This window comes from Streptomyces sp. NPDC021622, from assembly GCF_040640795.1.
Classification (GTDB): Bacteria; Actinomycetota; Actinomycetes; order Streptomycetales; family Streptomycetaceae; genus Streptomyces.
This window is the reverse complement of record NZ_JBFACK010000002.1, coordinates 586977-612230: the sequence shown is the minus strand read 5'-3', so window position 1 is coordinate 612230 and position 25254 is coordinate 586977. Positions and strand designations below refer to the sequence as shown.

At 70.0% G+C, this 25254-nt stretch carries 1 protein-coding gene (cut by a window edge); it reads left to right on the top strand.

Annotated features, from left to right (window positions below; genetic code table 11):
- Positions 1 to 25254, top strand: the 3' portion of a protein-coding gene (locus AB0G47_RS07080; protein ID WP_360764886.1) for a non-ribosomal peptide synthase/polyketide synthase. It extends 5655 nt beyond the left edge of the window; the window shows 25254 of its 30909 coding nt (coding positions 5656-30909); the start codon falls outside the window, past its left edge; the stop codon is at positions 25252 to 25254.

Below are 25254 nucleotides of genomic sequence, written 5' to 3'. Positions count from 1 at the left end.
ATCGCCGGTGACGGTCTGGCGCACGGCTATCACGGGCGTGCGGGGTTGACGGCGGAGAAGTTCGTCCCGAACCCGTACGGTCCTTCCGGTTCGCGGTTGTATCGCACGGGTGACCTGGCCCGTCGCTTGTCCGATGGCACCTTTGAGTGCCTGGGGCGTATCGACAGCCAGGTGAAGGTGCGCGGTTATCGCATCGAGCTGGGTGAGATCGAGTCGCGGCTGCGTGAGCACCCCGCTGTGACGGATGCCGTGGTCGTGGCGCGTGCGGATGAGGCCGGGGACAAGAGCCTGGTGGCGTACGTCGTCGGCACGGCGGAAACGGCCTCGCTGCGGGAGCACCTGGGCCAGGCGCTTCCGGAGTACATGGTCCCGGCGGCCTACGTGACCCTCGACGCGATCCCGCTGACCAACAGCGGCAAGGTCGACCACCGCGCGCTGCCCGCCCCCGACCAGACCGCGTACACCGGAACCCGTGGAACAGCCCCGCGCACACCCTCCGAGGAGCGACTCGCCGCGATCTGGGCGACCGTCCTGGATGAGGACGAGGTGGGGGTCGAGGACAGCTTCTTCGACCTCGGCGGCGACTCCATCCGGGCCGTCCGTCTGGTCGGCGCCTTGCGCGCCGCCGGTTACGACGTCGACGTCCGCGCGGTCTTCGAGCACCGCACCGTCGCCGCGTTGGCGACCCATGTGACAGGGGACAGCTCTGTCTCGCCGGCCGACACGGTGTCCCCCTTCGCGCTCATCGGCGAGGAGGACCGTGCCCTGCTGCCGGCGGATGTCGTGGACGCGTATCCGTTGTCGCAGATCCAGACCGGCATGCTCGTCGAGATGCTGGCGGCGCAGGAACAGGGCAGGTCGGCGTACCAGAACATCAACTCCTTCCGGATCCCGGACGATCGGCCGTTCTCCGCGGAGGCGTTCCGCGCCGCCGTCGACCACATCACACAGCGGCACGAGATGCTGCGTACGTCGATCGACTTCGTGCGCTACGCGCAGCCGCTCCAGATGGTGCACTCCGGCGCGCAGATCGAGCTGGCCGTGATGGATGTGCGGGGCCAGAGCCCCGATCAGCGGCAGCGGGAGCTGGAGGCGTTCGTCGCCGCCGAGGAGGCCGCCGCGTTCGAACTGCCGGCCGCACCGCTGATCCGTATGGCCGTGCATGTCGAGTCGGACGACGCCTGGCGGATCACCTTCACGTACGTCCACGCCATCGCGGACGGCTGGAGCTATCACAGCCTCGTGATGGAGCTGCTTGACTGCTATCGGCAGCTGCGGGACGGCGGTCAGGCCCCGGTGCACGAGGCTCCGGCCGTCCGGTACGCGGACTTCGTTGCCGCCGAACTCGCCTCGCTGGACGGCGATGAGGACCGCGCCTTCTGGCAGGACCTGGTCGAGCGCCACACTCCCTTGGCGCTGCCGGAGGCCTGGCGCACGGCGACGGGCGGGACGAGCGAGCCGCTGCGACTGCGGGTCGACTTCCGGGACCTGGAGCAAGGCCTGCGTGGGCTGGCCACGCGGGCGCGGACCTCGCTGAAGAGTGTGCTGCTTGCGGCGCATCTGAAGGTCCTTTCGGCGCTGACGCCTGACGAGGCCTTCCACACGGGTGTCGTGTACCACGGCCGTCTGGAGGCGTCGGGTTCGGACCGGGTGTTGGGCATGCACCTCAACACCCTGCCGTTCCCTGCGACTCGGCCCTCCTCTGGCAGCTGGCTGGAGCTGGTGGAGCGGGTCCACGCCCAGGAGACGGACATCTGGGCCCACCGCCGCTACCCGTTGCCCGCCATCCAGCGGGACGCCGGCGACGGCCGACGGCTGATCCCGGTGATGTTCGACTTCCAGAACTTCCACCAGGTCGACACCGAATCGGTCGACGTCGCCTCCGGACTCGGCGCGGGCTTCAACGAGTTCGCGCTCAGCGTCGTGGCCACGGGCGGCGGGCTCGTCGTCAAGACGCACACCGGCGCCCTCGGCCGCGAGGGCGCCGAGCGGCTGGCCTCGATGTACCGGCTCGTCCTGGAGTCCATGGCCGCCGATCCCGACGGCGACGCCACCGCCGCCTACCTTCCCGAAGTGGAGCAACCCCCTGTGTCCCGGCGCACCGAAGCCACCAGCACCGTGCTGACCCTTGAGACGTTCGTCGGCCAGGCGTCGGCGACTCCCGATGCCGTGGCGGTTGTCTGTGGTGAACAGCGTGTCAGCTACCGGGAGTTGGAGGAGCGGTCGAGTCGGCTGGCTCGGCATCTGCGGGGTGCGGGTGTGGTGCCGGGTGGTGTGGTGGGTCTGTCGCTGCATCGGTCGCCGGATGTGTTGGTGAGCATGCTGGCGGTGTGGAAGCTGGGTGCGGCCTATCTGCCGATCGACCCTGCGCTGCCCGCTGAGCGTGCCGCGTACATGGCCGAGGATGCCGGTGCGGTCCTGGTGGTCACGGACGACTACCTTGCCGCGCATCGTGCGGGGATCGATGCTCTGCCCTCAGCGTTCGAGTCCGTTGCCGCGGATCCCGAGCAGGTGGCCTACGTCCTGTACACGTCCGGTTCGACCGGGCGGCCCAAGGGTGTCGTCATCAGCCACCGTGCGCTGCACAACCTCCTGGCCTCCGTGCGGGACGACATCGGCACCGGACGTCGTGGAGCGTGGTTGGCGTCGACGTCGATCTCGTTCGACATCTCGGGTCTTGAGCTGCACCTGCCGCTGATCACGGGCGGGCGTGTCGTTCTGGCCGACGACACCGAGGTCAAGGACGCCACCGCGCTGATCGCACTGATGGACCGGCACCGGGTTACGCACGTACAGGCGACGCCTTCGGGCTGGCGGCTGCTGCTTGCGGCCGGATTCGACAACTACGCCGTGACCGCCCTGACCGGCGGAGAGCCGATCACGGCCGGTCTTGCGCGCGAGCTGATCACGCGGGTGCAGCGGTTGGTGAATGTGTACGGGCCGACGGAGACGACGATCTGGTCGTCGTTCTGGGATGTTCCCGATGTCCTGGACGGTGTCTCGATCGGTGGTCCGCTCGCCAACACCCAGCTGTACGTGCTGGATTCGCAGGGCAGGCCGGTACCGGACGGGATCACGGGCGAGCTGTGCATCGCCGGTGACGGTCTGGCGCACGGCTATCACGGGCGTGCGGGGTTGACGGCGGAGAAGTTCGTCCCCAACCCGTACGGGCCGTCTGGTTCGCGGTTGTATCGCACGGGTGACCTGGCCCGTCGCTTGTCCGATGGCACCTTTGAGTGCCTGGGTCGCATCGACAGTCAGGTGAAGGTTCGCGGTTATCGCATCGAGCTGGGTGAGATCGAGTCGCGGCTGCGTGAGCACTCTGCCGTGACGGATGCCGTGGTCGTGGCGCGTGCGGACGAGGCCGGGGACAAGAGCCTGGTGGCCTACGTCGTCGGCACGGCGGAAACGCCCTTGCTGCGGGAGCACCTGAACGAAGCACTTCCGGACTACATGGTCCCGGCGGCGTACGTGACCCTCGACGCGATCCCGCTCACCAACAGCGGCAAGGTCGACCACCGCGCCCTGCCCGCCGCCGACCAGGACGCCTTCTCCAGCGGTCGGCACATCGCTCCGCGGACCACGGACGAGGAGCGGCTCGCCGCAGTCTGGCGCAAGATACTCGGCCTTGACCGCGTCGGCGTCGAGGACAGCTTCTTCGACCTCGGCGGCGACTCCATCCGGGCCATCCGCCTCGTCGGCGCACTGCGCGCCGACGGGTACGACATCGGCGTACAGGACGTGTTCGAACACCGGACCGTCGCCGAACTCGCCCGCGTGATGGCGGGGCAGAACACGGGCGCCTCACTGACGGAGGCAGTCGCACCCTTCTCGCTCATCGACGACGAGGACCGTGCCGCCCTGCCGGCGGACGTCGTGGACGCGTACCCCCTGTCGCAGATCCAGACCGGCATGCTCGTCGAGATGCTGGCCCGCCCGGACAGCGGCCTGTACTACAACATCAACTCGTTCCGGATCCCCGACGAGCGTCCGTACGCGGCGGACACACTGCGCGAGGCCGTGCGCTCGGTCGTCCAGAGGCACGACATCCTGCGCACCTCCATCGCCATGACCGGCTACTCGCAGCCCTTGCAGCTGGTGCACGCCACCGCCGACGTACCGGTGACCGCCCACGACTGGCGGGGCATGGACCCGGCGGAACAGGAGCGGCTCGGCCGGGAGTTCGTGGCCCGCGAACGATCCGAACCGTTCGACCTGACCGCCGCCCCTCTGCTGCGGTTCGCCGTGCAGGTGGAGTCCGACACCGCCTGGCGGCTGACGCTCAGCCACTGCCACGCCGTCACCGACGGCTGGACCGTGAACTCCCTCCTTGCGGAGGTGCTCGACACCTACCGACGCATCCAGAACGGCGACGGCACCGCGGAACCCGCCCCGCTCGCCGTGCGCTACGCCGACTTCATCGCCGCCGAGCTCACCGCCCTGGCGTCTGCCGAGACCCGCGCGTTCTGGTCCGACGTCGTAGCCCATGCCACGCCGACGGCTCTGCCCGTGAATTGGGCCGATGAGTACGGCAGTTCGTCCGACCGGCATTGGACGCGTGTGCCCTTCGCGGACCTGGAACCAGGTCTGCGCAGCCTGGCGGAACGGGCCGGTGCTTCCCTGAAGAGTGTGCTGTTGGCGGCGCATCTGAAGGTGCTTTCGATGGTGACGGCGGAGGACGCCTTCCATACCGGTGTCGTGTACCACGGTCGTCTTGAGGCTCCGGATGCCGAGCGGGTGTTGGGCATGCACCTCAACACGCTGCCGTTCCCGGCGACTCGGCCGTCTTCGGGCACCTGGCTGGCTCTCATCGAGGAGGTGTTCGCGCAGGAGGCGGGCATCTGGGCCCACCGCCGTTACCCGCTCCCCGTCATCCAGCGGGACTCGGGCGCCGCCGACCGCCTGCTCACCATCCTTTTCGACTACCAGGACTTCCACCAGGTCGACAGCGCGGCGGTCGACGTCGAGGCCAACCTCGGCGACGGCGTCAACGAGTTCGCCCTGAGCGCGATCGCATCCGGTGGTCACTTCAACCTCGGTACGACCACGGACGTTGCCAGCCGCGAGAACGTACGACGTCTCGCCTCGATGTATCGGCGAGTTCTGGAGGCGATGGCTGCTGATCCGCTGGGTGATGCGGGTGCGGTGTATCTGCCGGAGGGCGAGGAAGAGCGTCTGCTGGGTGAGTGGGGTGCCGGTGGGGCGGTCGAGGTGCCTGTTGACCGGCGGGTGCACGAGGTCTTCGCCGAGCAGGCCGCCCGCACGCCCGATCACACCGCCGTCACCTGCGGCGACCACCGTCTGACCTACGCCGAGGTCGATGCCCGGGCCAATCAGATCGCCCACCACCTGGTCGGCCTTGGCGCCGGTCCCGACACCCTGGTCGGGCTTTCGCTGGAGCGGGGGATTGATCTGATCCCGTCTCTGTTGGGTGTGTTGAAGTCGGGTGCGGCGTATCTGCCGTTGGATCCGGCGAATCCGGACGAGCGGTTGGCGACGATCCTGGAGGATGCGGCCGCGCCGATCCTGGTGACGCAGCGCAGTCTGGTCGGCCGGTTGTCTTCGTTCGCCGGGCGTCTGGTGGTCATCGACGATGACGACGACAGGGCTGTGATCGACGGATGCCTGTCCGTGGCAGCACCGGTGACCGGGGGTGTGCCGGACGATCTGATCTACGTGATCTATACGTCCGGTTCGACGGGCAAGCCGAAGGGTGTCGGGCTCAGTCACGCCAATGTGCTGCGGTTGTTCAGCAGCAGTGACCGGTATTTCGGGTTCGGCGCCGATGATGTGTGGCCGCTGTTCCACTCGTATGCGTTTGATGTGTCGGTGTGGGAGATGTGGGGCGCGCTGCTGCACGGGGGCACGTTGGTGGTGGTGCCGGCGCAGGTGACGCGGTCGCCGGAGGAGTTCCTGGATCTGCTGGTCCAGGAGCGGGCGACGGTTTTGTGTCAGACGCCGACGGCGTTTCGGTCGCTGACGGCCCTTGCGGGTCAGGGGGACCCGAGGATCGGTCAACTCGCCTTGCGTGCCGTGGTGTTCGCGGGTGAGCGGCTGGATGTGAGTGAGCTGCGTCCCTGGACCGACCGTGTCGGTGTCGAGCGTCCGGCGCTGGTGAACATGTACGGGATCACCGAGACGACGGTTCACTCCACGTATCACCGGATCACGGGTGAGGACCTGGCCCATCCGGCGCTCAGCCCGGTCGGGTATCCCTTGGACGACACCGTCATCCACCTCTTCGACGCCCACGGACACCTCGTCCCGGTCGGCGTTCCGGGGGAGATCTATGTCTCCGGTCCGGCGGTGTCACGCGGGTATCTGGGGCGGCCGGAGTTGACGGCCGAGCGTTTCGTGCCGGACCCGTTCGGTCCGGCCGGTTCGCGGTTGTATCGCAGTGGTGACCTGGCGTTGCGGCGTCCGGACGGGAGTCTGGAGTCGCTCGGTCGTATCGACAAGCAGGTCAAGATCCGTGGTTATCGGATCGAGCTGGGTGAGATCGAGAACCGGCTGCGTGAGCACCCGGCCATCAAGGACGCCGTGGTCGTGGCCCGCGAGAGCCAGACCGGAGAGAAGTCCCTGGTCGCCTATCTCGTGGGCATGACGGCCGGTTCGGCTGAAGTGGGTGAACTGCGCGCCCACTTGAGCGTTGCACTGCCGGACTACATGGTCCCGGCGGCCTTCGTGGCCATCGACGCGATCCCGCTGACCACCAACGGCAAGCTCGACCACCGTGCCCTGCCCGCCCCCGACCAGGCCGCCTATACCGGTGGCCGGCGCGTGGCGCCCCGTACACCCGCCGAAGAGCGGCTGGCCGCGGTGTGGGGCCAGGTCCTTGATGTGGCCGAGGTCGGCGTCGAGGACAGCTTCTTCGAGGTCGGCGGTGACTCGATCAGCGTGGTGCGCCTGGTGGGCGCGTTGCGGGCCGCCGGGTACGACATCGACGTACGGGAGATCTTCGAGCACCGCACGATCGCCGCTCTGGCTGCTTCGGTCGAGGGGCGGTCCGCTGCCGAAGTGACGGCGGCGGTGGAGCCGTTCGCGCTGATCAGCGCGGAGGACCGGCTTGCCCTGCCGGCGGGCGTCGTGGACGCGTATCCGCTGTCGCAGATCCAGACCGGCATGGTCGTGGAGATGCTGGCCGCGCGGGGCGAGGGCCGGGATGTCTACCACAACATCAACTCGTTCCGGATCCCGGACGGGCAGCCGCTGGACGCGGAGGCATTGCAGCGCGCGGTGGACGTGGTCGTATCCCGCCACGACATCCTGCGTACGTCCGTACACCTGGACGGCTACTCCCAGCCGCTTCAAGTGGTTCACTCCCAGAGCGAGTTGACCGTAGAGGTCGAGGATCTGCGCGGGCGGGACGTCGCTGCGGCGGGTGAGGAGTACGCGGCGCGCGAGCGGGCCCGCGGCTTCGAGCCGACCGGAGCGCCGCTGATGCGGATCTGCGCGCACGTCGAGTCGGATGACGCCTGGCGTCTGACGGTCAGCCACTGCCACGCGGTGACCGAGGGCTGGACGCTCAACACGTTCCTCATGGAACTCCTCGATGTGTACCGGCACTTGAAGGACGGCGACGAGACGCCCGCCTACGAGGCCCCGTCAGTCCGCTACGCCGACTACATCGCGGCCGAGCTCACCTCCCTGGCGAGCGACGACGACCGCGCCTTCTGGCAGAACGTCGTCGGCACCCACACCGCACTGCACCTCCCCACCACCTGGGCTGACACCAACGGCGACACCAGTGACCGCTACTGGGTCCAGGCCCCCTTCGGCGACCTCGAAGAAGGCCTCAAGGACCTGGCGGAACGAGCCGGTGCTTCCCTGAAGAGTGTGCTGTTGGCGGCGCATCTGAAGGTCCTTTCGATGGTGACGGCGGAGGATGCCTTCCACACGGGCGTCGTGTACCACGGTCGTCTTGAGGCTCCGGATGCCGAGCGGGTGTTGGGCATGCACCTCAACACGCTGCCGTTCCCGGCGACTCGGCCGTCTTCGGGCACCTGGCTGGCTCTCGTCGAGGAGGTGTTCGCGCAGGAGGCGGGCATCTGGGCCCACCGCCGCTACCCCCTGCCCGCCATCCAGCGGGACTCGGGCGAGCCCCAGCGCCTGGTGACGACGCTGTTCGACCACCAGAACTTCCACCAGGTCGACACCGACGTCGTCGACACGGCGTCGAACCAGGACGCGGGCGGCAACGAGTTCGCGCTGAGCGCGATCGCGGCCGGCGGCAAAATCAACCTCGGTTCGACGACCCAGGTTGTGAGCCGCGAAAACATGGGGCGCCTTGCCTCGATGTATCGGCGGGTTCTTGAGGCGATGGCTGCTGATCCGCTGGGTGACGCGGGTGCGGTGTATCTGCCGGAGGGCGAGGAAGAGCGTCTGCTGGGTGAGTGGGGTGCTGGTGCGGCGGTCGAGGTACCTGTCGACCGGCGGGTGCACGAGGTCTTCGCCGAGCAGGCCGCCCGCACGCCCGATCACACCGCCGTCACCTGCGGCGACCACCGTCTGACCTACGCCGAGGTCGATGCCCGGGCCAATCAGATCGCCCACCACCTGGTCGGCCTTGGCGCCGGTCCCGACACTCTGGTCGGGCTTTCGCTGGAGCGGGGGATTGATCTGATCCCATCTCTGTTGGGCGTGTTGAAGTCGGGTGCGGCGTATCTGCCGTTGGATCCGGCGAATCCGGATGAGCGGTTGGCGACGATCCTGGAGGATGCGGCCGCGCCGATCCTGGTGACGCAGCGCAGTCTGGTCGGCCGGTTGTCTTCGTTCGCCGGGCGTCTGGTGGTCATCGACGATGACGACGACAGGGCTGTGATCGACGGATGCCTGTCCGTGGCAGCACCGGTGACCGGGGGTGTGCCGGACGATCTGATCTACGTGATCTATACATCCGGTTCGACGGGCAAGCCGAAGGGTGTCGGGCTCAGTCACGCCAATGTGCTGCGGTTGTTCAGCAGCAGTGAGCGGCATTTCGGGTTCGGGCCGGATGATGTGTGGCCGCTGTTCCACTCGTACGCGTTTGATGTGTCGGTGTGGGAGATGTGGGGTGCGCTTCTGCACGGGGGCACGTTGGTGGTGGTGCCGGCGCAGGTGACGCGGTCGCCGGAGGAGTTCTTGGACCTGCTGGTCCAGGAGCGGGCGACGGTTTTGTGTCAGACGCCGACGGCGTTTCGGTCGCTGACGGCGCTTGCCGGGGAGGGCGATCCGAGGATCGATCAACTCGCGTTGCGTGCCGTGGTGTTCGCGGGTGAGCGGCTGGATCTGAGTGAGCTGCGTCCCTGGACCGACCGCGTCGGTGTCGAGCGTCCGGCGCTGGTGAACATGTACGGCATCACCGAGACCACGGTCCACTCGACCTACCACCGGATCACCGGCGAGGACCTGGCCCATCCGGCGCTCAGCCCGGTCGGGTATCCGCTCGCCGATACCGTCATCCATCTGCTGGACGCGCAGGGCCGGTTGGTGCCCATCGGCGTCCCGGGGGAGATCTATGTCTCCGGTCCGGCGGTGTCACGCGGGTACCTCGGGCGGCCGCAGCTGACAGCTGAGCGTTTCGTGCCGGACCCGTTCGGTTCGGCCGGTTCGCGGTTGTACCGCAGTGGTGACCTGGCGTTGCGGCGTCCGGACGGGAGTCTGGAGTCGCTCGGTCGTATCGACAAGCAGGTCAAGATCCGTGGTTATCGGATCGAGCTCGGCGAGATCGAGAACCGGCTGCGTGAGCACCCGGCCGTCAAGGACGCCGTGGTCGTGGCCCGCGAGAGCCAGACCGGAGAGAAGTCCCTGGTGGCGTACGCCGTCGGCGGAGCGGACGCGGCATCGCTGCGGGAACACCTCGCGCCGGTCCTGCCGGACTACATGGTCCCGGCGGCCTTCGTGGCCATCGACGCGATCCCGCTGACCACCAACGGCAAGCTCGACCACCGTGCCCTGCCCGCCCCCGACCAGACCGCCTACACAGGCGGCCGGCACATCGCTCCCCGTACACCTGCCGAGGAGCGCCTTGCCGCGGTGTGGGGCGAGATCCTGGATGTGGCCGAAGTGGGCGTCGAGGACAGCTTCTTCGAGGTCGGCGGTGACTCCATCCGGGCCGTCCGTCTCGTCGGCGCGTTGCGGGCCGCCGGGTACGACATCGACGTACGGGAGATCTTCGAGCACCGCACGATCGCCGCGCTCGCCGCCCGGCTGTCCGGGCAGGGCGGGGGTGCCTCACTGATCCGTGCCGTGGCGCCGTTCGCGCTCGTGTCGGCGCAGGACCGTGCCGCCCTGCCGGCAGACGTGGTGGACGCCTATCCGCTGTCGCAGATCCAGACCGGCATGCTTGTGGAGCTGCTGCGGGCCGGTGACCTGCACACGTACCACAATCTGACGTCCTTCCGGATCCCGGACGAGCACGCGTTCTCGGCGGAGGCCTTCCGGGCGGCCGTGGACACCGTCGTCGCGCGCCACGACATCCTGCGTACGTCGATGCATCTGTCCGGCTACTCGCAGCCGTTGCAGCTCGTCCACGCGTCGGCCGTCCTGCCCGTGACCGTGCACGACTGGCGGGGGCTCGATGCCGTCGAACAGCAGCGGCTCGGCCGGGTGTACGCGGACGAGGACCGTGCCGCCGGCTTCGACCTGGACTCCGCGCCGCTGCTGCGGATCGGCGTCCAGCTGGAGTCCGACAGCGCCTGGCGGCTGACGCTGAGCCACTGCCACGCGGCGACCGAGGGCTGGAGCTATCACTCCCTCCTCATGGAGATCCTCGACTGCTACCGCGAGCTGCGCGAGGGGCGTGAGCCGGCCGCGTTCGTGGCGCCCGCCGTGCGGTACGCCGACTTCGTCGCGGCCGAACTCGACTCCCTGGCGAGCGACGAGGACCGTGCCTTCTGGCAGGACGTGGTGCGTGGGCACGCTCCGCTGACGCTGCCCGACACCTGGGCCGACGAGGACGGCGACGCCGGTGACCACCACCGTGTGTACGTTCCGTTCGCCGACCTGGAGGAGGGCCTGGGGCGTCTTGCGGCACGTGCGCGTACGTCGCTGAAGAGTGTGCTCCTTGCGGCGCATCTGAAGGTGCTTTCGACGGTGACGACGGAGGACGCCTTCCACACCGGTGTCGTGTATCACGGTCGTCTTGAGGCTCCGGATGCCGAGCGGGTGTTGGGCATGCACCTGAATACGCTGCCGTTCCCGGCGACTCGGCCTTCCGGCAGCTGGCTGGAGCTGGTGGAGGGGGTGTACGCCCAGGAGACGGACATCTGGGCCCACCGCCGCTACCCCCTGCCCGCCATCCAGCGGGACTTGGGCGAGGCTCAGCGGCTGATCTCCGTGCTCTTCGAGCACCAGAACTTCCATCAGGTCGACCGCGACGCCGTGGACATGGACGCCGGACTCAACTCGTCGCCGAACGAGTTCGCGCTGAGCGTGGTCTCCGGCAACGGCCGGTTCAACCTCGGCACCTCCACCGACGTACTCGGCCGGGACGCACTGCGCAGGATCGGCGATCTGTACCGGCGGGTCCTGGAGGCGATGGCCGCCGACCCGGACGGGGATGCCACGGTGGTGCCCCTCGCCCAGGACGATCTCGACCGGCTCCTGGTCGACTGGAACACCACGAACACCACGAACACCAAGGCCGAGCAGCCGGTCGAGCAGTGCGTGCACGAGGCGTTCGCCGCCCAGGCCGCCCTTACGCCCGACCACACCGCCGTCACCTGCGGCGACCACGATCTGACGTACGCCGAACTGGACGCGCGCGCCAACGGGATCGCGCACCGGCTGCGCGACTTCGGCGCAGGACCGGACACCGTCGTCGCCGTCCTCCTGGACCGCGACCTCGACCTGATGCCGACCCTGCTCGGCGTCCTGAAGTCGGGCGCCGCCTATGTGCCGCTGGACCCGCACAACCCCGACGACCGCCTCGTCCACATCCTGACCGACGCGCGGGCCGGCATCCTGGTCAGCGCGAGCGGCCTCGCGGAACGGGTGACGGATGACTTCGAGGGCGAGCTGCTCCTCGTCGACATGGAAGACGCGAGCGCCTGGCCGGCCACCGCGCCCGAGGGGCTGAGCGGCCCCGACGACCTGGCCTACGTGATCTACACCTCCGGATCCACCGGCACGCCCAAGGGCGTCGGTGTCAGCCACGCCAACGTGCTGCGGCTGTTCCGCGCGACCCGTGAGCAGTTCGCGTTCGGCGACACCGACGTCGTGACACAGGCCCACTCGTACGCGTTCGACGTGTCCGTCTGGGAGATGTGGAGCGCCCTGTTGCACGGCGGTCGCCTGGTGGTCGTGCCCCCGGACGTCGTCCGCTCGCCGGATGAGTTCCTCGACCTGCTCGTCGCGGAACAGGTCACCGTGCTGCTGCAGACCCCGACGGCGTTCCGCGCCCTCAGCGCGCCCGCCGGCGACGGCGACCCCCGCTTCGACCGGCTCGCCCTGCGCCTTGTCGGCTTCGGCGGCGAGAAGCTGGAGACGGCCGAACTGCGGCCGTGGGTGGACCGGATGGGCCTCGACGAGCCGGTCCTGGTCAACCTCTACGGGCCGACCGAGACCACGATGCACGCCTGCTACCACCTCGTCGGCGCCGACGACCTCGCCCACCCCCGCCGCAGCGACATCGGTCACCCCCTGGCCGACCTGAGCGCCCACCTCCTCGACCCGCACGGACACCTCGTGCCGGTCGGCGTGCCCGGCGAGCTGTACGTGGGCGGCCCGGCCGTCGCCCGCGGCTACCTCGGCAGGCCCGCGCTGACCGCGGAGCGCTTCGTGCCCGACCCGTTCGGGCCCGCGGGCGCGAGGCTGTACCGCACCGGCGACCTGGCCCGCCGACTGCCCGACGGATCCCTGGACTTCCTCGGCCGCATCGACGACCAGGTCAAGGTGCGCGGCTATCGGATCGAGCTCGGCGAGATCGAGAGCCGGCTGCGCGAGCACCCGGCGGTGCGCGACGCCGTCGTGACCCTCACCGAGCCCGTCCCCGGACACAAGGTCCTCACCGGCTACCTCGTCCCGGCAGGACCCGCGCCGACCGCCGCGGAACTCCGCGACCGTCTGGCGTCCGTCCTGCCGGAGTACATGGTCCCGGCGGCCTTCGTCCCCATCGACACCGTCCCCCTGACCACCAACGGCAAGCTCGACCACCGTGCCCTGCCCCTGCCCGACGGCGACGCCTTCGCCACCGCCCACCGCCTCGCGCCCCGGACCCCGGTCGAGGAGCGTCTTGCCGCGGTGTGGGGCGAGATCCTTGACGTGGCCGAAGTGGGCGTGGAGGACAGCTTCTTCGAGGTCGGCGGTGACTCCATCCGGGCCGTCCGCCTGGTGGGCGCGTTGCGGGCCGCCGGGTACGACATCGACGTACGGGAGATCTTCGAGCACCGCACGATCGCCGCGCTCGCCGTCGTGGCCGAGGGGCGGTCGGCCGCCGAAGTGACGGCGGCGGTCGCGCCGTTCGCGCTGATCAGCGCGGAGGACCGGCTTGCCCTGCCGGTGGACGTCGTGGACGCGTATCCGCTGTCGCAGATCCAGACCGGCATGGTCGTGGAGATGCTGGCCGCGCGGGGCGAGGGCCGGGACGTCTACCACAACATCAACTCGTTCCGGATCCCGGACGGGCAGCCGCTGAACATCGGTGCCCTCCAGCAGGCCGTGTACATCGTCGTATCCCGCCACGACATACTGCGTACCTCCGTGCACCTCGACGGCTTCTCGCAGCCGTTGCAGGTGGTGCACGCGCGGGTGGAGCCGATGGTGGAGGTCGTCGACCTGCGCGGTCGGGACGCGGCCGCCGCCGGTGAGGAGTACGCGGCGCGCGAGCGGGCCCGCGGCTTCGACCTGACCACGGCTCCGCTGATGCGGTTCTGCGCGCACGTCGAGTCGGCGGACGCCTGGCGTCTGACGGTCAGCCACTGCCACGCGGTGACCGAGGGCTGGACGCTCAACACGTTCCTCATGGAACTCCTCGACGTCTACGGGCAGTTGACCGGTGACGGCGGCGAGGTCACGCAGTATGCGGCCCCGTCCGTCCGGTACGCCGACTACATCGCGGCCGAACTCGCCTCCCTGGCGAGCGACGAGGACCGCGCCTTCTGGCAGAACGTGGTCGGCGACCACACCGCGCTGCGGCTCCCGGCCGCCTGGGCCGACGACGACGGCACCCCGGAGGACTTCCACTGGGCGCAGGCACCGTACGCCGATCTGGAGGACGGACTCCGTCAGCTGGCGGCACGTGCGCGTACGTCGCTGAAGAGTGTGCTCCTTGCGGCGCACCTGAAGGTGCTTTCGACGGTGACGACGGAGGACGCCTTCCATACCGGTGTCGTGTACCACGGTCGTCTTGAGGCTCCGGACGCCGAGCGCGTCCTGGGCATGCACCTCAACACGCTGCCGTTCCCGGCGAATCGGCCCTCCGGCAGCTGGCTGGAGCTGGTGGAGGGGGTGTACGCCCAGGAGACGGACATCTGGGCCCACCGCCGCTACCCCCTGCCCGCCATCCAGCGGGACTCCGGCGACAGCCGGCGGCTGATCACCACCCTCTTCGACCACCAGAACTTCCACCAGGTCGACCGCGACACCGTCGACGTCGAGGGTGGGCTCGGCGACGGCACGAACGAGTTCGAGCTCAGCGTGGTGGCGTCCGGCGGGCGGATCACTCTCGGTGCGGGCACCCATGTGTTCGGCCGGGACGCCCTGCGGCGCCTCGCGGACCAGTACCGGCGGGTCCTGGAGGCCATGGCCGCCGACCCGCACGGGGACGCGGGCGACCCCTGCCTGCCGCAGGACGAGCTGACCCGGCTGCTCGTCGACTGGAACACCACCGTCGAGCGGCCCGTCCACCACCGCGTGCCGGACGTCTTCGCCACGCATGTCGCCACCGCCCCCGACGCGGTCGCCGTCACCTGCGGGGACCGGCACCTGACGTACGCCGAACTGGACAAGCGCGCCAACCGGCTCGCCCACCACCTGATCGGCCTCGGCGCAGGACCCGGCACCGTCGTCGGCGTCTCGCTCGAACGGGACATCGACCTCGTGCCGACCCTGCTCGGTGTGCTCAAGTCGGGGGCCGCGTACCTGCCGCTCGACCCGACGAACCCCGTCGACCGTCTCGCGTACGTCCTCGATGACGCGGGGGCGCCCCTGCTGGTCACCAGGACCGTGCACGTCGCCACCTTCGACGGGATCCACGAGGGTCCCGTGGTGCTCCTGGACGGCGAGACGGACCGGGCCGCCATCGCGGCCTGCCCGGACACCGCGCCCGCAGTCGCCGGTACGCCGGACGACCTGATGTACGTCATCTACACGTCCGGTTCGACGGGCAGGCCGAAGGGCGTCGGCCTCAGCCACGCCAACGTCCTGCGCATGTTCACGGCCATCGCCGAGGAGATGCGCTTCAGCAGGGACGACGTGTGCACACAGGCACACTCGTACGCCTTCGACTTCTCCGTGTGGGAGATGTGGGGCGCGCTCCTGCACGGCGGCCGTGTGGTGATCGTGCCGACCGGCGTCGGCCGGTCGCCGGATGAGTTCCTCGACCTGCTCGTGGAGCAGCGGGTGACCGTCGTGTGCAGGATCCCGTCGGCGTTCCGCCAGCTTGCCGCGCTTGCCGCCGAGGGCGACGAGCGCATCGACCGGCTCGCGCTGCGGGCCGTGGTCTTCGGCGGTGAACGCCTCGACACGGCCGAACTCCAGCCGTGGGTCGACCGGGTTGGCCTCGACAAGCCGATGCTCGTCAACCTGTACGGCCCGACTGAGATCACCGTCCACTGCACCTTCCACCGCGTGGACGCCGACGACTTCCGCCGTCCCGCGCGCAGCGTCCTCGGCCGGCACCTGACCGATCTGCGCATCCACCTCCTCGACGGCCATGGACGGCTCGTCCCGGTCGGCGTCCCCGGCGAGATCCACGTCGGCGGCCCCGGCCTGGCCCGCGGCTACCTCGGCAGGCCCGCGCTGACCGCGGAGCGCTTCGTGCCCGACCCGTTCGGGCCCGCGGGCGCGAGGCTCTACCGCACCGGCGACCTGGCCTGCCGACTGCCCGACGGACGACTGGAGTTCCTCGGCCGCATCGACGACCAGGTGAAGGTACGCGGCTACCGCATCGAGCTCGGCGAGATCGAGACCGCGCTGCGCGAGCACCCGGCCGTCGCCGACACGGTGGTCGTCGCCCGCGAGGACCGGACGGGGGAGAAGTCCCTCGCGGCGTACGTCGTCCCGGCAGCACCGGGAGACGAAGCCGCATCCGGCGTCCTTCGGGAGCACCTGGCCGCCACCCTGCCCGACTACATGATCCCGGCCGCGTTCGTCACGCTGGCCGCCGTGCCGCTGATGGCCAACGGCAAGATCGACCACCGGGCGCTGCCCGCGCCGGACCGCGACGCCTTCGACACCGGCAAGTACGTCGCCCCGCGCACCCCCGTCGAGGAGCGTCTCGCCTCCGTCTGGGGCGAGGTCCTCGGCCTTGACCGGGTCAGCGTGGAGGACGGCTTCTTCGACCTGGGCGGTGACTCGCTGCGCGCCGTCCGCCTGGCCGGGGCGCTGCGCGCCGCCGGGTTCGACGTGTCCGTCCAGGACGTCTTCGCGCACCGCACCGTCGCCGGACTCGGCACGCACCTCGCGGGACAGGGCGGGGGCACCTCCCTGGTCACCACCGTGGCCCCGTTCGCCCTGATCGACGAGGCGGACCGGGCCCTGCTGCCCGCGGGCGTGGTGGACGCGTATCCGTTGTCGCAGATCCAGACCGGCATGCTCGCCGAGACCATGGCGGGCAGCCCCGACGGACGGGCCGTCTACCACAACCTCAACTCCTTCCGGATCCGCGACGACAAGCCGTTCTCGCTCGCCGCGCTCCAGGAGGCCGTCGACACGGTCGTGGCCCGCCACGACATCCTGCGCACGTCGATGCACCTGTCCGACTACTCCCGGCCGCTCCAGCTCGTCCACGCCACCACCGACTTCGCCGTGACCCTGCGCGACCTGCGTGGCCTGGACGCGGCGGAGCAGGAGCGACGCAAGGCCGAGTACGTGGCCCAGGAGCACGCCGTCGTCTTCGACCTGACGACCGCCCCCCTGATGAACGTCTCGGCGCTCCTGGAGAGCGACGACGCCTGGCGGCTCAACTTCACGTACCACCACGCCGTTTCGGAGGGCTGGAGCTACAACGCCTTGATGATGGAGATCGTCGAGTGCTACCGGCGACTGCGGGACGGTGGTGAGGCGCCGGAGTACGAGGCGCCTTCCATCCGGTACGCGGACTTCATCGCAGCCGAGTTGGCGTCGGTGGCGAGCGCGGAGGACCAGTCGTTCTGGCGTGGGGTCACGGACGGGCACGCCCCGCTCCGACTGCCCGAGACGTGGGGCGACCCGGAGGGCAGCAGCGAGGAGCGGCACGGTCTACAGGTTCCGTTCGCGGATCTGGAGGGGCGTCTGCGGGAACTGGCGCGTACGGCAGGCACCTCGCTGAAGAGCGTGCTGCTTGCGGCGCATCTGAAGGTCCTGTCGGCGCTGACGCCTGACGAGGCCTTCCACGCGGGTGTTGTCTACCACGGCCGCCTGGAGGCACCAGGCGCGGACCGGGTGCTGGGCATGCACCTCAACACCCTTCCCTTCCCGGCGGTTCGGCCCTCCTCCGGCACCTGGCGGGAGTGGGTGGAGCGGGTGTACGCCCAGGAGACGGAGATCTGGGCCCACCGCCGCTACCCCCTCCCCGCCGTCCAGCGGGACGCCGGAAACTCCCGACACCTCATCTCGGTGCTCTTCGAGTACCTCGACTTCCACCACGTCGACACCGACACGGTCGACACCGCCCAGGGCCTGAACGACGGCATCAACGAGTTCGCGATGAACGTCATTCCGACCAAGGGCAACTTCAACCTCGCCTCCACGACGGATGTGATCAGCGGGGAGAACCTGCGGCGGCTGGGGTCGATGTACCGGTCGGTGCTTGAGGCGATGGCGGCGGACCCGGATGGGGACGCAGGGGGCGCGTGTCTGCCCGAGGGGGAGTTCGAGGAGGCCTCGGACTTCACCGAGTGGGGTGGCCGTGTGGGTGCGCTGGAGTTGTTCGCGGGGCAGGTGGCGGATCGGGCCGGTGAGGCCGCCGTGATCTGCGGTGAACAGCGCGTCAGCTACCGGGAGTTGGAGGAGCGGTCGAGTCGGCTGGCTCGGCATCTGCGGGGTGCGGGTGTGGTGCCGGGTGGTGTGGTCGGCCTTGCTCTGCATCGGTCGCCGGATGTGCTGGTGAGCATGCTGGCGGTGTGGAAGCTGGGTGCGGCGTATTTGCCGATCGATCCTGCGCTGCCGGCTGAGCGTGCCGCGTATATGGCCGAGGATGCCGGGGCGGTCCTGGTGGTCACGGACGAGTACCTTGCCGCGCACCGTGCGGAGATCGATGGTCTGCCTGCTGCCTTCGAGGCGGTCGCTGTGGATCCGGAACAGGTGGCCTACGTCCTGTACACGTCCGGTTCGACCGGGCGGCCCAAGGGTGTGGTCATCAGCCACCGTGCGCTGCACAACTTGCTGGCCTCGCTGCGGGATCATCTCGGGGCCGATCAGACGGGTGTCTGGCTGGCGTCGACGTCGATCTCGTTCGACATTTCGGGCCTTGAGCTGCACCTGCCCCTCATTACGGGCGGGCGTGTGGTCCTGGCCGGTGATACCGAGGTCAAGGACGCCACCGCGCTGCGGGCACTCGCGGAAGCGCATGGTGTGACCCATGTGCAGGCGACGCCTTCGGGCTGGCGCCTGCTGTTGGCGGCCGGGTTCAGTGATCGCTCGGTGGTGGCGTTGACCGGTGGTGAGCCCATCGACGCCGAGCTGGCTCAGGAACTCGGCTCGCACGTAGGCCGGTTGGTGAATGTGTACGGTCCGACGGAGACGACGATCTGGTCGTCGTTCTGGGATGTTCCCGATGTCCTGGACGGTGTCTCGATCGGTGGTCCGCTCGCCAACACCCAGTTGTATGTGCTGGATTCGCAGGGGCGGTCGGTGCCGTCGGGTGTCGTCGGTGAGTTGTGCATCGCCGGTGACGGTCTGGCGCACGGCTACCACTGGCGGCCTGGACTGACCGCCGAGAAGTTCCTGCCCAACCCGTTCGGGCCGTCTGGTTCGCGGTTGTATCGCACGGGTGACCTGGCCCGTCGTTTGTCCGATGGCACCTTTGAGTGTCTGGGGCGTATCGACAGCCAGGTGAAGGTGCGCGGTTATCGCATCGAGCTGGGTGAGATCGAGTCGCGGCTGCGGGAACTCCCGGGCATCGAGACCGCGGTGGTCGTCGCCCGCGAGGACCGGGCCGGGGACAAGACCCTGGTGGCGTACCTCGTCGGCGAGGCGGCCTCGGCCGACTTGCGCGGGCAACTCGGCAGCACGCTTCCCGAGTACATGGTCCCGGCGGCCTACGTGACCCTCGACGCGATCCCGCTGACCAACAGCGGCAAGGTCGACCACCGCGCGCTGCCCGCCCCCGACCAGACCGCCTACGCGGGCGGGCGTCGTACCGCTCCGCGCACGCCGGCCGAGGAGCGGCTGGCCGGGATCTGGGCCACCGTCATGGAGCAGGACGAGGTCGGGGTGGAGGACAGCTTCTTCGACCTCGGCGGCGACTCCATCCGGGCCGTCCGTCTGGTCGGCGCCCTGCGCGCCGCCGGTTACGACGTCGACGTACGCGCGGTCTTCGAGCACCGCACCGTCGCCGCGCTCGCCGTCCACCTCACCGGCACCGAAGGGGCGTCCCTGCTCACCGCCGTGGAGCCCTTCGGGCTGCTCGGCGAGGAGGACCGTGCCGCGCTGCCGGCGGACGTCGTGGACGCGTACCCCCTGTCGCAGATCCAGACCGGCATGCTCGTCGAGATGCTGGCGGCGCAGGAACAGGGCAGGTCGGCGTACCAGAACATCAACTCCTTCCGGATTCCGGACGATCAGCCGTTCTCCGCGGAGGCGTTCCGCGCCGCCGTCGACCACATCACGCAGCGGCACGAGACGCTGCGCACCACGCTCCACCTCACCGGCTACTCCCGGCCGCTCCAGCTGGTTCACGACACGTCCGCCGTACCGGTGACGGTGCACGACCTGCGTGGCGAGAGCACACAGGGGCAGCATGCGGCACTGCGGGAGTTCGGTGCCGAGGAGCAGGCGACGGGCTTCGCGTTGGCCGACGACCCCTCCTTGCGGATCGCGGTGCACCTGGAGTCGGACGACGCCTGGCGGATCACCTTCACGTACGTCCACGCCATCGCGGACGGCTGGAGCTACCACACCCTCCTCATGGAGATCGTGGACTGCTACCGCAGCCTGCGGGACGGCGGTGAGGCCCCGGTGCACGAGGCTCCGGCCGTCCGGTACGCGGACTTCGTCGCTGCCGAACTCGCCTCGCTGGACGGCGATGAGGACCGCGCCTTCTGGCAGGACGTCGTCGAGCGCCACGCCCCCGTTTCCCTCCCGGAGAGCTGGGCGGACGCGTCCACGAATCTGCCGGGGACGCACGAGCAGTCGATCCCCTTCGGTGACCTGGCCGATGGCCTTCTCGCCCTGGCCCGGCAGTCCCATACCTCCCTGAAGACGGTCCTGTTGGCGGCGCATCTGAAGGTCCTGTCGTCCCTCACGGCGGACGAGGCATTCCACACGGGTGTTGTCTTCCACGGCCGTTTGGAGGCGCCGGGTTCGGACCGGGTGTTGGGCATGCACCTCAACACCCTGCCGTTCCCGTCGACTCGGCCCTCGGGTACCTGGCTGGAGCTGGTGGAGCGGGTCCACGCCCAGGAGACGGACATCTGGGCCCACCGCCGCTACCCGTTGCCCGCCATCCAGCGGGACACCGGCGACGGCCGGCGCCTGGTCTCCGTGCTCTTCGAGCACCTGGACTTCCACCAGGTCGACACGTCCGCCGTCGACGTGGCCGCCGGTCTGAACGACGGCGCGAACGAGTTCGCCCTCAATGTGGCCGCCTCCCAGCGGCACATCGCACTGATCGCCTCTGCCGAGACGATCGACGGGGCGAACCTGCGGCGCCTTGCGGCCCTGTACCGACAGGTGCTGGAGGCGATGGCCGCCGACCCGGCGGGCACGGCGGGCGAGGCACACCTTCCGGCCGAGGAGCTGACCGCCGCGCTTTCGGCACCTGCCGCGACCGAGTGGGGCTGTGCCGGTGCGCTGGAGTTGTTCGCGGGGCAGCTGGCGGATCGGGCCGGTGAGGCTGCCGTCGTCTGTGGTGAACAGCGCGTCAGCTACCGGGAGTTGGAGGAGCGGTCGAATCGGCTGGCTCGGCATCTGCGGGGTGTGGGTGTGGTGGCCGGCGGTGTGGTGGGGCTTGCTCTGCATCGGTCGCCGGATGTGCTGGTGAGCATGCTGGCGGTGTGGAAGCTGGGTGCGGCGTATTTGCCGATCGATCCTGCGCTGCCGGCTGAGCGTGCCGCGTATATGGCGGAGGATGCCGGGGCCGTCCTGGTGGTCACGGACGACTACCTTGCCGCGCATCGTGCGGAGATCGACGGTCTTCCGGGTGCCTTTGAGGCAGCCTCTGTGGATCCGGAGCAGGTGGCCTACGTCCTGTACACGTCCGGTTCGACGGGGCGGCCCAAGGGTGTGGTGATCAGTCACCGCGCCCTGCACAACCTGCTGGCCTCGCTGCGGGATCACCTCGGCGTCGATCACAGGGGTGTCTGGCTGGCGTCGACGTCGATTTCGTTCGACATCTCGGGTCTTGAGCTGCACCTGCCGCTGATCACGGGCGGTCGTGTGGTCCTGGCGAGCGATACCGAGGCCAAGGACGCCACCGCGCTGCGGGCGCTCGCGGAAGCGCACGGTGTGACCCATGTGCAGGCGACGCCCTCGGGCTGGCGCCTGCTGCTGGCGGCCGGGTTCGACGATCCCGTTGTCACCGCGCTGGTCGGCGGTGAAGCCATGAGCGCCGAGCTCGCTCAGCAGCTGGGCTCGCATGCAGGCCGGTCGGTGAATGTGTACGGCCCGACGGAGACCACCATCTGGTCGTCCACCTGGGACGTACCGCAGGCCCTCGACGGCTGCGTATCCATCGGTGACCCGCTCGCCAACACCCAGTTGTACGTGCTCGACGCGCAGGGCAGTCCGGTCCCGGTCGGCGTCACGGGTGAGTTGTGCATCGCCGGTGACGGTCTGGCTCACGGCTACCACGGGCGGCCTGGACTGACCGCCGAGAAGTTCCTGCCCAACCCGTACGGTCCTTCCGGTTCGCGGTTGTATCGCACGGGTGACCTGGCCCGTCGCTTGTCCGACGGCACCTTTGAGTGCCTGGGGCGTATCGACAGTCAGGTGAAGGTGCGCGGTTATCGCATCGAGCTGGGTGAGATCGAGTCGCGGCTGCGTGAGCACCCCGCTGTGACGGATGCCGTGGTCGTGGCGCGTGCGGACGAGGCCGGGGACAAGAGCCTGGTGGCGTACGTCGTCGGCACGGCGGAAACGGCCTCGCTGCGGGAGCACCTGGGCCAGGCGCTTCCGGAGTACATGGTCCCGGCGGCCTACGTGACCCTCGACGCGATCCCGCTGACCAACAGCGGCAAGGTCGACCACCGCGCCCTGCCCGCCCCCGACCGGACCACGTACGCATCCGGCGGCCCTCGTACCGCCCCGCGCACGCCCGTCGAGAAGCGGCTCGCCGCCATCTGGTGCGAGCTTCTCGGGGTGGACGGCGTCGCTGTGGAGGACGGCTTCTTCGACCTGGGCGGTGACTCGTTGCGGGCCGTACGGATGCTGGCGGAGTGCCGCGAGGCCGGGCTGCCGGTGGCCATGTGGATGATCCTCCAGGCGCGCAGCCTCGGCGACCTCGCGTCGCTGACGGCGGCGGCCGAGGCGGACGACGCCCGGTTCCCGGAAGACGGCATGCCGCTGCTTCCGGGGCACGTCAAGTGGCTCGACGGCTATGCGGCCGGGGCGCGCACGGTGCGGGTGCCGTGGGACGGGCGGGCCGACGCCGACGTACTGCGGAAGGCGCTGGCGGCCGTGGTCCGACACCACCAGGCGTTGCGGCTGATGCTCGACACCGCCGGTTCGCCGGCCGTCGCGCGGCTCGCCGAGGTCGACGACGACGCCCTGCTGCGGGTCGCCGACTTCACCGCCGTACCGGCGGAGCGGCGTGCGGAGGCGGTCCGCGCGGCCGTCGCGGAGAGCTCGGCGGACGTCGACGCGCGCAAGGGCGCCGCTCTGCGCGCCACCCTGGTCCGCTTCGACGACACCCCGGACGACGAACTGTGGCTGTCGGGGCATGAACTTGCCCTGGACCGCAGCTCCTGGTCCGTCGTCCTCGGCGACCTCGCGACGGCCGTACGGCAGGTCGCCCGCGGCCGGGTGGTCCAGCTGCCGGAGGTGCCCGTACCGCTGCACGGCTGGGCCCGGCAGCTCGCCGGTCTTGCCGGGAGCGAGGAGATGCTGGACCAGGCCGAGGCCTGGCTGGGTCTGCCCGAGGCACCGCCGCTGCCCGTCGACCACGAGGTCGGCCACGAGGTCGCCCACGCGGCTCAGGGCGTGACGGTCGACGGCAACACCGTCACCGTGGCGCTCCCGGCGGACGAGACCGCCGAGCTGCTGTCCGGTGACCGGCCTGAGCGGCTGCTGCTGTCCACGCTCGGGCGGGTGCTCGCGCGCTGGGCCGACGCGGACCGCATCGGCGTCGAGGTCACCGTCGACCCGCGCCGGGAGGCGTCCGACGAGGCCGCCGCCCTGGCCCGGACCGTCGGCCCGCTGACGGACCGCGTCCCGGTGTCCCTGCGCCTGCCGCGCGACCGTGGCCCTGCGGCCGATCTGACGTCGGTGACCCGGCAGTTGAAGGCACTGCCCGCACCCCGCCACGGCTACGGCCTGCTGCGCTGGCTGGCTCCTGATCCGGACGTCGCCGAGGAGCTGGCGGCTCTGCCTGCACCGCAGGTGAGGTTCGCGTTCACGCCCGCCGACGAGGTCCGCGACGCGGCCCTTCCGTTCGTACCGGAGCATGCGGTCACCCAGGACACGGAGCTGCCCGACGGGCTGCTCCTGGACGTCGACGTCCGCGTCCAGGGCGACCGGTTGTACCTGCACTGGACCCACCGCACAGCCGTCCACGAGGAGTCGACCGTCCGGAAGCTGGCAGAGGAACAGATGGCCGAGCTCGGCGCGCTGCTGCGCGACGGAGCGCGAGGCCCGCGGCGAGGTGCCGCCCGTGCGGTCCCGGATGTCCGGGACGCCGTCGAGGGGGTGATGGCGCGGCACGGCATCCCGGGCGCGAGCCTGGCCCTCGTCCGGGACGGCGAGGTCGCGGAGGTGCACGCCTTCGGGGTCCAGCGCGCGAACCATGCCGTACCGGTCACGGACGACACGGTGTTCGCGGCCGGGTCGATCAGCAAGCACCTCACGGCCTTCACCGTGCTGCGGCTGGTGTCCGACGGGCTGCTCGACATCGACCGCGACATCAACGACTACCTGACCTCCTGGCGGGTCCCCGACGGCCGTCCGGTGACCGCCCGGCTGCTTCTCGGCAACCAGGCCGGCTTCGCCGGGCACCCCGACCTGACGGAGGGCTACGGCCGGCACGACCCGGTGCCGACGGTGCTCGACGTGCTGAACGGACGGGCCCCGGCCCGCACTCCGGCCGCGCACCGGCAGGACGAGCCCGGCGCGGTGTTCCAGCTGACGCCCTTGCACTACTCGGTTCTCCAGCAGGCGATGAGCGACCTGACGGGCGAGGAGTTCCCCGACCTGGTCCGGCGGCTGGTGTTCGACCCGCTGGGGATGACCGGCAGCGGCTTCGAGCCGCGCTTCCCCGACCTGTCGGGACGGCAGTTCGCCCACGGCCACGACGCGAACGGAGCACCGGTGCCCGACGGCTACTACGTCAACCCGGAGGCCGCTGCCGGCGGTCTGTGGAGCACCGCGGCCGACCTCGCCGCGCTGGCCGTCCAGGTCCGGCGCTGCCGCCTTGGGTTGTCGGGCGCCCTCGTCGAGCAGCAGCTCGTACGGGAGATGCTGACGCCGAGGTCGGGCCGGATGTACGGCTGGAGCACCATCGTCGACGACTCCTCGGGCGACCTGGAGTTCGGCCACGGCGGGCAGGCGTACGGCTACCAGGCCATGACCGGCCTTCGGCTGCACTCGGGTGTCGGCGCGGTCCTGCTGACGAACGCGGTGGCCGGAAGGGAGCTGGTCCGGCACGTGATCGCCACGACCTGGAACGAGCGGACCCGCACGGCGGGCCTGTGGCAGCGCGCGATCGACGACGCGGTACAGCGGGAGCACGGCGCGGACGGTTCGGGCGTGCACGGTGTCTGA